Source organism: Pelagimonas sp. (assembly GCF_058892305.1).
On record NZ_JBZXVN010000047.1, the window covers coordinates 1 to 14060 of the forward strand.

General features: G+C 57.1%; 15 protein-coding genes and 1 riboswitch. Of the genes, 13 read left to right on the plus strand and 2 right to left on the minus strand.

Translation table 11 applies throughout. The features are described 5' to 3' along the window. The 7 genes from AC5EFR_RS18650 to AC5EFR_RS18680 all read left to right on the plus strand — a co-directional run. The coding region (locus tag AC5EFR_RS18650) for a helix-turn-helix domain-containing protein (RefSeq protein ID WP_493577316.1) at positions 1–177 on the plus strand (177 nt) is incomplete at its 5' end. A 177-nt stretch (positions 178–354) separates the two neighbouring features. After that, positions 355–576, plus strand: a riboswitch (cobalamin riboswitch). Between the two features lie 123 nt (positions 577–699). Continuing rightward, on the plus strand, positions 700–1107 hold the full coding sequence (locus AC5EFR_RS18655) for a DUF1636 family protein (RefSeq protein ID WP_493577248.1): 408 nt from the start codon (positions 700–702) through the stop codon (positions 1105–1107). Further along, positions 1104–1895, plus strand: coding sequence for an ABC transporter ATP-binding protein (locus tag AC5EFR_RS18660; RefSeq protein ID WP_493577249.1), 792 nt, complete (start codon positions 1104–1106; stop codon positions 1893–1895). Before AC5EFR_RS18655 ends, AC5EFR_RS18660 begins: the two co-directional genes overlap by 4 nt. Before the next feature lie 15 nt (positions 1896–1910). Continuing rightward, positions 1911–2843, plus strand: coding sequence for an ABC transporter substrate-binding protein (locus AC5EFR_RS18665; protein ID WP_493577250.1), 933 nt, complete (start codon positions 1911–1913; stop codon positions 2841–2843). After that, complete coding sequence (locus AC5EFR_RS18670; RefSeq protein WP_493577251.1) at positions 2844–3875, plus strand: FecCD family ABC transporter permease; 1032 nt, start codon at positions 2844–2846, stop codon at positions 3873–3875. 211 nt (positions 3876–4086) lie between these two features. Then, entirely contained in the window at positions 4087–5487 is a 1401-nt protein-coding gene (locus AC5EFR_RS18675) for a Glu/Leu/Phe/Val family dehydrogenase (RefSeq protein WP_493577252.1), read from the plus strand. 12 nt (positions 5488–5499) lie between these two features. Beyond that, positions 5500–6393 carry a LysR family transcriptional regulator gene (locus tag AC5EFR_RS18680; RefSeq protein WP_493577253.1) on the plus strand — a complete coding sequence of 298 codons (894 nt, stop codon included), beginning with the start codon at positions 5500–5502 and terminating at the stop codon, positions 6391–6393. Here AC5EFR_RS18680 and AC5EFR_RS18685 read toward each other — a convergent pair. Continuing rightward, entirely contained in the window at positions 6390–7406 is a 1017-nt protein-coding gene (locus tag AC5EFR_RS18685; RefSeq protein ID WP_493577254.1) for an aldo/keto reductase, read from the minus strand. The two genes, AC5EFR_RS18680 and AC5EFR_RS18685, sit on opposite strands and share 4 nt — an antisense overlap. Continuing rightward, positions 7403–8203, minus strand: coding sequence for an IclR family transcriptional regulator (locus AC5EFR_RS18690; RefSeq protein ID WP_493577317.1), 801 nt, complete (start codon positions 8201–8203; stop codon positions 7403–7405). The genes AC5EFR_RS18685 and AC5EFR_RS18690 overlap by 4 nt, the downstream gene beginning before the upstream one ends. 169 nt (positions 8204–8372) lie before the next feature. Here AC5EFR_RS18690 and AC5EFR_RS18695 point away from each other — a divergent pair, with 169 nt between their 5' ends. The 6 genes from AC5EFR_RS18695 (at position 8373) to AC5EFR_RS18720 (ending at position 14057) form a co-directional block, all read left to right on the plus strand. Next, the gene (locus AC5EFR_RS18695) at positions 8373–9677 is read left to right on the plus strand and encodes an extracellular solute-binding protein (RefSeq protein ID WP_493577255.1); all 1305 of its coding nucleotides are present in this window, start codon (positions 8373–8375) and stop codon (positions 9675–9677) included. 80 nt (positions 9678–9757) lie between these two features. Continuing rightward, entirely contained in the window at positions 9758–10651 is an 894-nt protein-coding gene (locus AC5EFR_RS18700) for a carbohydrate ABC transporter permease (protein ID WP_493577256.1), read from the plus strand. A gap of 3 nt (positions 10652–10654) precedes the next feature. After that, positions 10655–11518 carry a carbohydrate ABC transporter permease gene (locus tag AC5EFR_RS18705; RefSeq protein ID WP_493577257.1) on the plus strand — a complete coding sequence of 288 codons (864 nt, stop codon included), beginning with the start codon at positions 10655–10657 and terminating at the stop codon, positions 11516–11518. Between the two features lie 4 nt (positions 11519–11522). Beyond that, positions 11523–12614 carry an ABC transporter ATP-binding protein gene (locus tag AC5EFR_RS18710; RefSeq protein WP_493577258.1) on the plus strand — a complete coding sequence of 364 codons (1092 nt, stop codon included), beginning with the start codon at positions 11523–11525 and terminating at the stop codon, positions 12612–12614. Positions 12615–12618: 4 nt separating this feature from the next. Continuing rightward, entirely contained in the window at positions 12619–13728 is a 1110-nt protein-coding gene (locus AC5EFR_RS18715; protein ID WP_493577259.1) for a mandelate racemase/muconate lactonizing enzyme family protein, read from the plus strand. Next, positions 13728–14057: an L-rhamnose mutarotase gene (locus AC5EFR_RS18720; RefSeq protein ID WP_493577260.1), complete on the plus strand. Its 330-nt coding sequence runs from the start codon at positions 13728–13730 to the stop codon at positions 14055–14057. The genes AC5EFR_RS18715 and AC5EFR_RS18720 overlap by 1 nt, the downstream gene beginning before the upstream one ends. Positions 14058–14060 lie beyond the last annotated feature (3 nt).

A 14060-nucleotide genomic window follows, 5' to 3' on the forward strand; every position in this document is an offset into this window, starting at 1 on the left:
GATGTTCCCGACACCCTGCGCGAAGCCGTCGCCGCCTTTGAACGTGAACTGATCGCCAAGGCGATCAAAGCCCATGAGGGCCGCATGGACGCCGCCGCCGAAGCGCTTGGCATTGGGCGGCGCACATTGAACGAAAAGATCGTCAAACTGGGGTTGGACAAAGACGCCTTGATCTAACTGACGATCTCGGAAAACCGGCCGATTGGGGCGCGAAACGGCTGCTTTCGCCTTGCTGTCAACAAACCACATGCCCGAAAAAACGGCCTGAAACTCCGAAATCAATCCGGGGTTTTTACCCGCCCGCTAAGGCACCTTGCCATCGCGAGATTCAGATTGACAGGATGAAGCAGAGCCGTCATCTACGCCTGTGATGGTTCTCGGACGCAAAAGTCGTCTGGGATGAAAAGGGAACACGGTGCGGTGTAGCCATCAGGCGCCAACTCCGTGACTGCCCCCGCAACTGTAAGCGGCAAGCAGACCCCAAACACCACTAGGCGGCTGGTCAAACAGCGCCCGGGAAGGTGGGGGATGCATCGAGCCGCGAGTCAGGAGACCTGCCATCTCGGATGTATTCCGCATTCGATTCTGCAACTCACACCGGGCGGGGTGCCCTGGAAGGAGACCACATGTCACTTTTGGCTTGGGCTAAAGGCGTGGCTTGGTTCCATTCAAGTGCTCCGCGATTTCGCGGAGGGCGACATGAACCGGACGACCACACATAGAATAACCGTTTGCACGTCTTGTCGGCACAAGGGCAAAACCTGTCAGCCGGGGTACGAGCTTATTGATCGACTGCGCCAAGCAATTGCCGCGGCGGGCGACAGCGTTTCAGAAGATTTCGAGATTGCCGGGACGGCTTGCATGGCGGGCTGTGATCATCCTTGCACGGTCGCCTATCACGCGACGCGCAAGGCGTCGTACCTTTTTGGCGATATTGATCCCGATGAGGATGTTGAGGCGCTGGTGGCTTTTGCACGCCAATACGCGGTGCTGCATGATGGCTGGTGTTCATCGGTTGATCGGCCGGGCAAGCTGCGCAAATCAACGTTGGCGCGCATTCCCGCGACGATCATTGCGCTAGAAGAAACAACGGATCGCGTATCATGAGCGCCGCGTCCCTATCCGTCGACAACATAAGCTGGGCGCCGCGTCGGCGCGCGCCTCTCTTGCTGCACAAAACCACATTCGACCTCGAAGCGGGCCAAGTGCTTGGGGTCGTTGGGCCTAATGGCGCGGGCAAAACGACGCTGTTGCGGATGATCTATGGCTACAATCAACCCCAAACCGGCGAGGTTCGCATTGATGGGGTGTCCCTGCGCGCGCTTGGGATGAAAGAGGCCGCCCGCAAGGTCGCCGCTGTGTTGCAGGAGCAGCCAACGGATTTTGCCCTGACGGCGCGCGAAATTGTCTCTCTGGGCCGGGTGCCGCATCGTCGTGGCTTTGCGACACCGGGCAAACACGACACACAGATCATCGAAGACGCGTTAGAGCGGATGGACCTGCGTGGCTTTGCCGATCGCAGCCTATCGACACTCTCCGGAGGAGAGCGCCAGCGGGTCATGGTGGCTCGGGCTTTGGCACAAGAGCCGCAGATTCTGGTTCTCGATGAACCGACAAACCATCTCGATATCCGGCATCAATTAGAAGTCCTGCACCTGATCTGTGACCTTGACCTGACCATCGTCACCTCGCTCCATGATCTCAATCTTGCGGTGGATCTCTGTGACCGGGTTCTGCTTCTTCAGGATGGATACCCACGCGGGTTTGGCCCGCCGACCGACGTCCTGCAGGACGATTTGATATCGGACACCTTTCTGGTCCGTGCGCAACACGAACAGCTCAGTCTGAGCCACAAGCAGCACCTGACATTTCACCTTCCAACGCACTTTAACTGATCCAAAGGGAAAACTATGAACCCCGTTTCTTTGGCTTTTGGCCTGTCCTTGATCGCCACCTCCGCCCTTGCACAAGCCACCGTCACAAGCTGTGATCGTGAGGTCAAATTTGACACCGTCCCAAAGGCCGCCGTCTCGAATGATGTCAATCTCACCGAGATGATGCTCGTACTTGGCCTTGCCGATAAAATGGTCGGTTATACGGGTATTTCCGGTTGGAAAACCCTCGACGAAGGGATGCGCGCCGGTGTTGAAGCCTTGCCGGAACTCTCGGCGAAATATCCATCCAAAGAAGTCCTTGTCGGCGCTGATGCGGACTTCTTCTTTGCCGGTTGGAACTATGGCATGAAGGTCGGCGGCGAAGTGACCCCCGAGACGCTCGCCCCTTTTGGGATCAACGTGTATGAGCTGACCGAAAGCTGTATTCATATCGGTGACAAACCCAAGGTCAGCATGGATGACATGTACACCGACATCCTGAACCTCGGGAAAATCTTTGACGTCGAGGCCAAGGCCCAAGAGTTGGTTGCCGGTTACAAGGCCGAACTCACCGCGTTTTCTGCATCCTTGACCACGGGCGATCCGCTGCGCGTGTTTGTCTATGATAGCGGCGAGGATACCCCGTTTACCGCCGGTCGCTATGCCATGCCAACGGCGCTGATCGAAGCCGCCGGTGGTCGTAACATCATGGATGATTTCGAGAAAAGCTGGGCCACTGTGACATGGGAAGAAGTTGTCGAGCGCAACCCCGAGGTCGTTGTGATCGTCAACTATGGCAATGTCACCGCCGAAGAAAAACGGGCGTTCATGATGAACAACCCGGCTTTTGCTGACATGGATGCGGTCAAGAATGATCGTTTTGTTGTGCTCGAATATGTCGAAGCGACGCCGGGCCCACGCAACATCAAAGCTGTCCAAAAATTGGCCACCGGATTCTGGGGTCAGTAAATGACAAAGGGGCAGACGCTCAAAACCCGACCAACGGGATTGGTCCTCGTCGGATGTCTTGTGGGTTTGGGCCTGTCGTTGTCTATTGCGATCTCGGTGGGCGCGGTTAACGTGCCCATCGACACGGTTTGGGGCGTGTTTTTGACCCAGACGGGTTTGGCGGACATCCCCCCAAATTGGTCCAAAGGCCGCGCCGCGATCGTATGGGAAATTCGGTTCCCGCGGGCGCTTTTGGCGATTATGGTTGGCTCTGGTCTGGCGATGGTCGGGGCATCGTTACAGGCCGTGACGCGCAACCCCTTGGCCGATCCGCATCTGTTGGGCATATCATCTGGCGGGGCCTTTGGGGCAATTCTGGCGTTGCTGCACACCGGATTGTTTGCCGGTCTGTTGACGGTGCCCCTGATGGCGTTTCTCGGCGCGCTTATGGCAACAGCTTTGGTTCTAAGCGTGTCCCGATTGACTGTCGCAACAAGCGCCGACCGGTTGGTCTTGGCTGGCGTGGCCGTGTCTTTCGTCATTATGGCGGGTGCCAACATCTTGATTTTTCTAGGTGATCCACGGGCGACCCATACGGTGGTCTTCTGGATGCTTGGCGGTCTGGGGTTGGCCCAGTGGTCACATCTGATCTACCCTGCGGTGATTGTGTTGATGTGTGGTGCCTGGCTCTGGGCGCAAGCGCCCAAGTTGAACGCCATGACTGTGGGCGACGAAACGGCAAGAACCCTGGGCATTTCGGTCAACCGGTTTCGGCTGGCGGTCTTCGTCGTTGGGGCGCTTATCACTGGGGTTATGGTCGCGTTTTCGGGGCTGATCGGCTTCGTGGGCCTGATGGTGCCGCATATTGTGCGCTTGCTCGTTGGTGGCGATTACCGCCGAGTCCTGCCGTTTTCGGCCCTGATCGGTGGGATATTTCTTCTTTGGGCTGATATTGCGGCGCGCACGGTGATGGCCCCCGAAGACATGCCAATTGGCATTGTAACCGGTCTGGTGGGTGGGTTGTTCTTTATTGTTATGCTGCGAAGACGTTAAACGATTTCAGATCTGTCATCGTTTGTCCGGTCTCTTTTGGCACCGGAAAAACTTAACATAACTCGCATTATCGGACCCAAATGTCTGGAAAAAAAATGTGCCACCCGTCGCTGTTACCGCAAACTGCGCATCACTGATGCAATAACTGCATTGGACAGATCGGCGCACTTGCGGCTTTTGGGGCCAAAACTTACAGCTGGATCGCCCCACAATGCCCAATCAGAATTTCTTGGAAAGTGTCGAACGTTTCATCGACACTGCGACGTCTCATGTTGATTTACCCGAAGGCTTGGCCGAACGCATTGCGCAATGCAATTCCACTTATGCGGTGCGCTTTGGGGTCAAATTGCGCGGACGCATTCATAGCTTTATTGGGTGGCGCTCGGTTCATAGCGAACATATCGAACCGGTCAAAGGCGGCATTCGCTATGCGCCTGATGCCTCGCAGGATGAGGTCGAAGCCCTCGCCACTTTGATGAGCTTGAAATGCGCTTTGGTGAACATTCCCTTTGGCGGTTCCAAAGGGGCTTTGCAAATCAATCCCGCTGATTGGAGCGAGGATGAGCTCGAACATATCACCCGGCGGTTCACCCAAGAACTTGCACGGCGTGACCTCATCCATCCGGGTCGCAATGTTCCCGCCCCTGACATGGGCACAGGCGAGCGTGAAATGGCGTGGATGGCGGATGAATACCGCAAAATCGGCACGTCTGATGCGATCAATCAAGCGGCTTGTGTGACCGGCAAACCGGTTGTGCGTGGTGGAATTGAGGGCCGCGTCGAAGCTACGGGCCGAGGCGTCCAATATGCGCTCAATGCCTATCTCAACCACCCCGACACCGCTCCGATCGCGGGGCAAAAGACGCTCGAAGGTCTTACAGTTGTCATTCAGGGCTTTGGCAATGTGGGCTACCACGCCGCCAAATTCCTTCAACAGGATGGGGCGAACATTGTTGGCATTGTTGAACACGACGGCGCGATCTTTGACCCCTTGGGTCTTGATGTCGAAGCGGTGGTTACCCATCGCAACCAAACCGGTTCAATCACCCATCTGCCGGGTGCTGAAACCACAACAAGCAACGATGGTCTCACCTATATGTCGGCGGATATTTTGATCCCGGCGGCCAAGGAAAACGCCATAACGGCGCAAAACTGTGAACAGGTCAATTACCAACTGATCGTAGAGGCCGCCAATGGCCCAATCACCGCCGATGCAGAAGACTGTCTCACCCGCCGTGGCATCACAGTTCTGCCTGATCTATACGTCAATGCCGGTGGTGTGGTTGTGTCCTATTTCGAATGGGTCAAGAACATCACCCACCTGCCCTTTGGCCTGATGGACAAACGCCAAACCGCCAATGCCGGTCAGGCGGTTGTTGCCGCCCTCGAAGAGGTCGCCGGGCGCCCCCTTGCCGACAATCAGCGGAGCCAAATTGCCCGCGAAACCAGCGAGATCGACGTTGTGCGGTCAGGATTAGAAGAGATCATGACCCGCGCCTTTGATGACATCATGGACCGCAAGGCCAAGATGCCAGACGCCACCTTGCGCACCGCCGCTTATGCCGTCACCATAGCGCGCATCGCGGATTACTATCGGGCCATCGGCCTGTAAGGAAAACAAAATATGGATGTTCGGTGGCTCGAAGATTTCCTTGCTCTTGTTGAGCTGCGGAATTTCACCCGTGCCGCCGAATTTCGCAACGTGTCACAAGCCGCCTTTTCCCGGCGCATTCAGTCGCTTGAGCAGTGGCTCGGCACGCCTTTGGTTGTCAAAGGGGCCTCGCCTGTTCGGCTCACCGAGGCGGGGGAGCAGTTCCAAGAAAGCGCAAAAATTGCCGTGGAACGTTTGTTCGAGGCGCGCTCCTCTATCCGCTCTAACCAATTTGATGTCATGTCCCAGGTGCGGATCGCCATGCCCGGTGTGTTGGCACGCTCCGAGTTCAAAGGGTTCCTCGACATCTTTGGCAAAAAGAACCGCAGCTCGTTTTCGGTGTTGGTTGGTGCGACATCCGACGTGGTGGCCCGCTATCTTGCCGGGGATGCGGACATTCTATTTGCCCACGACTGCCCTGCCCTTCCACCGCATGAGGCGCTGGAAAACCATCAACGGCTGGTCATTCGCGAAGACCTGTTTCGCCCCTATGCCAGCACCGATCCGAGCCTGCGCAAAACCTTGGAGTTTCCCGGTTCGCCACGTCGCCCGGTGCCCTTGGTGGCCTATTCGCAACGGGCCTATTTTGCCCGCTTGTTCGAACATGTTCTTGATCGCGCCCCCGATCCACTTCCCTACAAAGTTCGTGTTCAATGCGACATGTCGGATGTGCTAAAAGAGGTGATCGCCGCCGGATACGGCGTTGGCTGGTTGCCACAAACGGCGGTTGATCCAAAAGTCGACCTCAACTTGGCCCCGATTGGCGGGCCGGATTGGCAAGTGTCGGTCCAAATCTGCGCCTTTCGGCCCAAACAAAAGCTAAGCCCAAACATCGAAGCGATCTGGCAGGCTTTGGAGAACCGTTAAGCCATGGATGTGTAGGGGTTTGATGTTGGAACGGGCGCGTTTTGCGCCAACAACCCTTTGTCTTTCAACGCTTTCCATAGGTCTTGGGGGATGTCCAAAGACACCCAATCTAACGTCTCGGCAAGCTCCTTGCGGGTTCGCAGGCCGGGAATAACCGATGCAACCGCCGCATGGCCAAGCGGAAACTGAAGCGCCGCCGCCGGAAGTGGCACGTCATAGGCCCGGCAACACTCTGACAAGGCACGCACCTTTTGCACAATGGCGTCCGGGGCGTCGCCGTAATTCCACGTTTGCCCCCCAACAAGAATCCCCGAGTTAAATGGCCCGCCCAAGACGATAGACATGTCGCGCTTGAGACAGGCGGCCATCAATCCGTCCAATGGCCCTTGTTCAAGCAAGGTGTAACGACCGGCCAACAAGAACACATCCCAATCGCCATAGTCCAACGCCTCAAGACAGGCTTGCTCCTCGTTCACACCAAGGCCAATCGCCTTGATCCGACCCGCTTGGCGGAGCTCATCCAAGGCGCGATAGCCGCCGGCTTTTAGGTCGTGAACATGTTGGGCATTTGCGGCACCATGGGTGACCTCGCCAATGTCATGCACATATAAGATGTCGATCCGATCCAAGCCCAACCGCTGAAGCGAGGCCTCAAACGACCGCATCACACCGTCATAGCTATAGTCGTAAACCGGATGAAACGGCAGCGGATCGGGCCAGCCCATTGCGCCGGGGTCGTCGGGCATGCCGGGGTGCAACATCCGCCCTACCTTGGTTGAAAGCGTATAGCCGCGCCCGCGCAACCCGTCGCCGACAAGGCGTTCCGATCTGCCAAACCCATAGAACGGCGCGGTGTCGACATAGGTCAGCCCTTGGTCGAGCGCCGTCGCAAGGGTTTTGCTGGCCTCGCTGTCATTCGCCGCCCCAAGCAGCCCGCCCAAAGGTGCGCCGCCAAACCCAAGGGTCGGAACCTGCACATCTGTGGTGCCAATGCGGCGTGTGGCAAGGGTCATCCGGCGTCTCCTGACAGAGGCGAAGCGGTTCCGCCATAGAGCGCGGTCAACTCTGTCGCCAGCGCGCCATACATTGCAACGATCTCGTCTTCGCTGGGCACAACATGGTCGTCGACGCGTTCCAGATAAGGACAGCTCAACGCCGCCACAACTTCCCCCGATGGGCCGAACACTGGAAAAGAAATATTGGTGACACCCACCGTTGTGGCCGAGGGCATTTTTTCATACCCAACCCGGCGAATGCGCTCAAGATGGCCGTCAAATTCGGCGCGATCCAGCTCTGGTTCGCCAATGGCGCGCCGGTGCAGGGCGATCAACCCATCGACGTCGTCCCTAGAACGAAAGGCCGCCAAAACCCGTCCCGTTCCAGTGTTCCACAAGCCGACAACCGTACCGGATTTCAACGCCAATCCCCAGTTCCCCGGCGATTCTGCTGAGGCGACGATAACAATGTCACCGTTGCTTTCCATGCCCAAATGACATGACTGCCACGCCTTGCGCGTCATCGCCCGCATCATCGGCAACGCCAGTTCTAGCACGCGCCCAATCGGCGAATGTCGCTGGCTGATCGAGAACATTTTGAGGCTCAGAGTATAGCGATCGCCATTGGGGGACCGCATCACATAGCCCCGCCGCACCAGCGTCGACAGCATCCGGTAGATCTCACTCTGAGACCGGCTGAGCGCCTTGGCGACCTCACCTTGGGTTAGACCTTCGCCGTGATCTGCCAGTAACTCGATGATATCTAGCCCTTTTTCCAAAGCTGGGGCGCGATATTTTTCACCGGTGTCTTCCATAGGTCTCACTCTGACTGTCAATGGGTGCCGCCCAAGCTCTCCAAAACAAAGCGCGCTGTCAAGCTTGATTTATTTTTGAATAATTGATTTATATTCGAATATCGCGACAGCGAGAAGACGTGGAAATCAACCACGGAATTGGGAGGAAGTGATGATAAATTCTAATTTTATGAGAGGCTTACTAGCGGCAACGGCAATCACAACCGTCGCCGAATCGGCCCTTGCCGCCGACTATGGAAGCTTTGACGGCGTAACGATCGAGGCCAAATTGATCGGGGGCCAGCAATACGAGGGCCTTTATGGCCGCATCGCCGACTGGGAGGCGGCGACCGGTGCCAAGGTCAATATCATTTCAAAGAAGAGCCACTTTGAAATCGACAAAGAAATCAAATCTGACATGGCCGCAGGCACCACAAATTGGTGTGTGGGCTCCAACCACTCATCTTTTGCACCGCAATACGAAGGGCTCTATGTCGACCTGACCGGCAAAGTGGCCGCCGACACCGTCGCCGAATTTGTTCCGGGCAACATCAACGCCTCGACCGTCAACGGCGAATTGCTGATGCTACCGCGCGCGCAATTTGACGTCTCTGTCTTATATTACCTGAAATCCAACTACACGGATGAGGCCAAGGCCAAGGCATTCAAAGACGAATACGGCTATGATCTCGCCGTGCCGGACACCTGGGATCAGGTCAAAGATCAGGCGATCTTCTTTGCCGATCCTCCGAATTTCTACGGCACCCAATACGCTGGCAAAGACGAAGCCATCGTTGGCCGTTTCTATGAAATGGTTGTGGCCGAGGGCGGTAACTATCTCGACGACAACAAAAAGCCGATCTTCAATTCCGACGCGGGCCAACGCGCCTTGCAGTGGTTTGTTGACCTCTACGCCGCCAAAGCCGTTCCGGCGGGCACCACCAGCTACGTCTGGGATGATCTCGGTCAAGGCTTTGCCTCGGGCACCGTGGCGCTTAACCTTGATTGGCCGGGCTGGGCTGGTTTCTTTAACGATCCTGAATCGTCCAAGGCCGCAAACAACGTTGGCGTTGCCGTACAACCCAAAGGCTCTGTTACCCGCACCGGTTGGTCGGGCCATCACGGGTTCTCGGTCACCAATGATTGTGCCAACCAAGACGCCGCTGTCTCGCTTGTCACGTTCCTGACCAGCGAAGAAAGCCAGCTGGCGGAATCTGCTGGCGGATCCCTCCCCACCCGTAGCGCCGTTTGGACGGCTAATGTCGCCGCCGCCGAGGCCGGTGATGATGCCTTCCGCGCGGAATCCCTTGCCGCCTTTGCCAAGGGTGCGGAATTTGCCTTTGCCGTTCCGCCAATCCCGGAATGGGGCGAAAGCACAAACATCGTCTTCCCCGAACTTCAGGCGGCGATTGTTGGCGATAAAACCGTCAAAGAAGCGCTTGATGACGCCGCCGAAGCGGTGGACGAGCTGATGCGGGAATCCGGTTACTACTAAACCCGGACACCACAGGCCGGAGGGGACGCTGTATCGCCATCCTCTCCGGCCAAAACTGCAACGACCCCGATAGGTGACATATGCCCCGCCGCCGCGTGCCCGAGTGGTTTCTCTTGCTATTGCCTGCGATCATCGTCATCGCCGCTGTGGTTCTGATCCCGCTCATCTTCTCGCTCTATTCAAGCTTTACGCCCTACAAGCTGACCCGGCCGTCGACGCTGTGGAAATGGATCGGGACCTATAACTACGAAAAAATCCTGACGGATGCGAAATTCTGGGCGGCCTTTGGGCGCACGGTTTTGTTCCTGACCATCGCGCTCAACCTCGAAATGTTGCTCGGGCTTGGCATCGCCTTGATGGTGAACAAGGTCACATGGGGCCAACGCACCCTGCGCACCATTCTCATGTTCCCAATGATGTTTTCGCCCATTCTGGTCGGGTTTCAGTTCAAGTTCATCTTTAACGATAACATCGGGCTGGTGAACAACGCCTTGCAATCCATGGGTTTTAACGTCGCTTTGCCATGGTTGGTTGATGGCAAACTCGCTATGTTTTCAATCGCTTTCGCCGAAATCTGGATGAGCACATCGGTCTTTGCGATCCTTATCCTCGCCGGACTTTTCGCCATGCCACGCGATCCGCTTGAGGCCGCCAAGGTCGATGGCTGCACCCCATGGCAAAGCTTTCGCCACATCACCCTGCCCTTCCTGATGCCCTTCATCTACATCGCCATGACGATCCGAAGCCTCGACGTCGCCCGCGCCTATGACATCGTGCAAATCATGACCGGTGGTGGCCCCGCTCGTCGGACCGAGCTGCTTTGGACGCTGATGAGCCGCACCGGATACGTCGACGCGCGCATGGGGCTGGCCAATGCCATGGGCTATGTCTCCATCATCCTGTCGATCTTTTTCACCGTGTATTTCTTTCGCAAACTCAGCGCCGCGCGCGCCGAAATCGGGATGGGATCGTAAACCATGGATCGCAATCAAACCCACCGCAATCGCCGCCGCGCGCTCAAGGTGCTGCACTTTTCGGCGCTGTTCGTGACCATGGCGATCATCTGCATCCCCGGCCTGTGGATCGTGCTGAATTCGTTCCGCCCCACCGTTGAAATCATGGCCAAACCGCCGGTTTGGACGCCAAGTTTTACCCTTGAACATTATCGCGCCATGTTCGGCGGCGCGGGCCAAGGTGGCGTGCCGGTCTTTAGCTATTTCCGCAACTCTCTGATCGTTTCGGTTGTCTCAACCTTGATCGCCATCCTGATCGGCATGTCGGGCGGCTACGCCTTTGCCCGCTACCGCTTCAAAGGCAAATCCGGCTATTTCGTTGGCCTTATGCTGTTTCGCGCCGTCCCCGGCGTGGCCCTATCGCTGCCTCTGTTCATCGTCTTTGCCAAGGTCGGCATCATCGACACACATCTCGGGTTGATCCTCGTTTACGTCGCGATGAATGTCCCCTTCACGATCTGGCTCACCGACGGATTTTTCCGCCAAATCCCCAAGGAATTACACGAAGCCGCCGAAATCGACGGCTGCACCCGCTGGCAGGCCTTTTGGAAAGTCGAATTCCCGGTCGCCAAATCCGGCGTCGCCTCGGCTGCGATCTTTGCTTTCCTCACCTCGTGGAACGAATTTGCGCTCGCCTCGCAATTGACCCGCTCGGTTGGGTCCAAAACCATGCCGGTTGGTCTGCTCGATTTCACCGCCGAATTCACCATCAACTGGGGCGGCATGTGCGCGCTTGCGGTGCTGATGATCATCCCGGCGCTGATCCTGACCTTCCTCGTCCAAAAACACCTGATTGCCGGCCTGACCTTCGGCGGCGTCAAAGGATAAGACAATGACAGAAGTAACCCTTTCCAATGTCGTCAAGAAATACGGGGCGCATCAGGCGGTCCACGGCATTGATCTCGACATCGCGGACGGTGAATTTGTGGTGCTGGTCGGCCCGTCGGGCTGTGGCAAATCCACGACCCTGCGGATGATTGCCGGGCTTGAGGACATCTCAGGCGGTGAGGTTTCCATCGGTGGTCGGGTGGTCAATGACCTGCCGCCGCGCGAACGTAACATCTCGATGGTGTTTCAAAACTACGCGCTTTATCCGCATATGACCGTGCGCGAAAACCTCGGCTTTTCGCTGCATATCGCCAAACAGGACCCCGATCAGATCAAAATCGCCGTGGATGACGCCGCCGCCATTCTTGGTCTTGATGAGCTGATGGATCGCAAGCCCGCCGAGCTTTCGGGGGGGCAACGTCAACGCGTCGCCATGGGCCGCGCCATTGTGCGCCACCCCGATGTGTTCCTCTTTGACGAACCTCTGTCGAACCTTGATGCCAAGCTGCGCACCCAGATGCGCGCCGAGATCAAGAAACTTCACCAACGTATTGGCAACACGATCATTTACGTGACCCATGATCAGGTCGAGGCCATGACCCTTGCCGACCGGATTGTCCTGATGCGCGACGGTCACATCGTTCAGGTCGGTACCCCGCTCGAGCTCTTCAACACCCCCGTCGATACCTTTGTAGCAAGCTTTATCGGATCACCGCCGATGAACCTTGTCGATGGAACGGTCAATGGGGCCAATCTGACCCTTGCCGATGGCACCATCCTTCCCATCCCTTTGACCGCGCGCGGGCTTTTGCAGGACGGGCAAGCCATCCATTTTGGCTTTCGCGCCGACAACCTCATGCCCATCGGCCATGCGGTCGACGAAGAGGGCGAAATCATCACCCTCGACCTGACGGTAACCTTAACCGAACCGCTTGGCACCGAAACCGTTTTGTTCACCGAATTCGGCGGTGCCGAGGTGCAGGCCAAGATGTTTAACCCACGCCCTGTCACCCCCGGTGAGACGATGAAATTCCAGATGGTTCTGGACAAATGCCATGTCTTTGACGCGAAGACCGGCAAAGCGATCCGGAGCTAACCCAATGGCAACAATCACACAAATCGAATTGCGCATGGTCGATTTGGCCCCCAAGGTCAAACGCACCGATGCCATCCAAAGCTTTGTCAGCCAAGAAACCCCCATCGTCACGATCTATGACAGCGATGGGGCCTCTGGCACCGGCTATTCCTATACCATCGGCACCGGCGGCCCGTCGGTTATGGCGCTTCTTGAACACACGCTTGCCCCGCAATTGATCGGCCGTGATCCCTCGCGTATTGATGGCATCTGGCGCGATCTGATGTTTTCGACCCATGCCACCGCTGTTGGTGCGATCACCTCGCTTGCCCTTGCAGCCATCGACACGGCGCTTTGGGATCTGCATTGCAAAAAGGTCAACTTGCCGCTGTGGAAGGCCGCGGGCGGCAATCGTGATCGTATCCCGCTCTATTCAACCGAAGGCGGCTGGCTCCATATCGAACCGGCGGCCTTGGTCGATGACGCCCTCGCGATGCAGGAAAAGGGCTTTCGCGGCTCCAAGATCAAGATCGGCTCACCCCATCTCTCCCAAGATGCCGCGCGGCTCTCGGCGGTGCGCAATGCCGTCGGTGATAGCTACGAGATCATGACCGACGCCAATCAGGGTTTCACCCTCTCCGAAGCGATCCGGCGCGCCTCCATTCTCGAAGACTACAACATCGGTTGGTTCGAAGAGCCCCTGCCCGCCGATGACGTCGCCGGACATGTCGAATTGGCCAAACGCACCAGCGTGCCCATTGCCGTGGGCGAAAGCATGTATTCGCTTAGTCAGTTCAAGGACTATCTGCAAATGGGCGCGGCCAGCATTGTGCAGGTCGATGTTGCCCGTATCGGCGGTATTACCCCTTGGCTCAAAACCGCCCACTTGGCCGAGGCATTCAACGTCATGGTCTGCCCGCATTTCTTGATGGAGCTGCACCTGCCGCTTGTCTGCGCCATTCCCAATGCGAAATGGCTCGAATACATTCCCCAGCTCGACACAATCACCGCCGAAACCATGCGGATCGAACGCGGCCATGGTATTCCTTCTGATACGCCCGGCCTTGGCATCAACTGGGATTGGCAAGCGATTGACGCGCAATCCCAAGCCCTCACCATCACGGAGGCCGGATAATGCAACGTATGGGCATGGTGATCGGCCTGAAGCCAGACAAAATCGACGACTACAAACGCCTGCACGCCGCCGTTTGGCCCGAGGTTCTGGCGCAGATCAAAGCCAGCAACATCCGCAACTATAGTATCTTCCTGCGCCAACCGGAAAACCTGTTGTTTGGCTATTGGGAATACCACGGCACCGACATCGCGGCGGATTTGGCGCGCATGGCCGAGGACCCAAAAACCGTCGAATGGTGGACCCTGACAGACCCCTGTCAAGAACCGCTAGCCACCCGCGCGACAGGCGAACAATGGTCGATGATGACCGAAGTTTTTCATGTGGATTGAACC

Bases quoted from the DNA above. Each gene is read 5' to 3' on its own strand.
- AC5EFR_RS18655 (WP_493577248.1), top strand. From the start codon at position 700: ATGAACCGGACGACCACACATAGAATAACCGTTTGCACGTCTTGTCGG.
- AC5EFR_RS18705 (WP_493577257.1), top strand. From the start codon at position 10,655: ATGGATCGCAATCAAACCCACCGCAATCGCCGCCGCGCGCTCAAGGTG.
- AC5EFR_RS18720 (WP_493577260.1), top strand. From the start codon at position 13,728: ATGCAACGTATGGGCATGGTGATCGGCCTGAAGCCAGACAAAATCGAC.
- AC5EFR_RS18675 (WP_493577252.1), top strand. From the start codon at position 4,087: ATGCCCAATCAGAATTTCTTGGAAAGTGTCGAACGTTTCATCGACACT.
- AC5EFR_RS18665 (WP_493577250.1), top strand. From the start codon at position 1,911: ATGAACCCCGTTTCTTTGGCTTTTGGCCTGTCCTTGATCGCCACCTCC.
- AC5EFR_RS18710 (WP_493577258.1), top strand. From the start codon at position 11,523: ATGACAGAAGTAACCCTTTCCAATGTCGTCAAGAAATACGGGGCGCAT.
- AC5EFR_RS18670 (WP_493577251.1), top strand. From the start codon at position 2,844: ATGACAAAGGGGCAGACGCTCAAAACCCGACCAACGGGATTGGTCCTC.
- AC5EFR_RS18700 (WP_493577256.1), top strand. From the start codon at position 9,758: ATGCCCCGCCGCCGCGTGCCCGAGTGGTTTCTCTTGCTATTGCCTGCG.
- AC5EFR_RS18695 (WP_493577255.1), top strand. From the start codon at position 8,373: ATGAGAGGCTTACTAGCGGCAACGGCAATCACAACCGTCGCCGAATCG.
- AC5EFR_RS18690 (WP_493577317.1), bottom strand. From the start codon at position 8,203: ATGGAAGACACCGGTGAAAAATATCGCGCCCCAGCTTTGGAAAAAGGG.
- AC5EFR_RS18685 (WP_493577254.1), bottom strand. From the start codon at position 7,406: ATGACCCTTGCCACACGCCGCATTGGCACCACAGATGTGCAGGTTCCG.
- AC5EFR_RS18680 (WP_493577253.1), top strand. From the start codon at position 5,500: ATGGATGTTCGGTGGCTCGAAGATTTCCTTGCTCTTGTTGAGCTGCGG.
- AC5EFR_RS18660 (WP_493577249.1), top strand. From the start codon at position 1,104: ATGAGCGCCGCGTCCCTATCCGTCGACAACATAAGCTGGGCGCCGCGT.
- AC5EFR_RS18715 (WP_493577259.1), top strand. From the start codon at position 12,619: ATGGCAACAATCACACAAATCGAATTGCGCATGGTCGATTTGGCCCCC.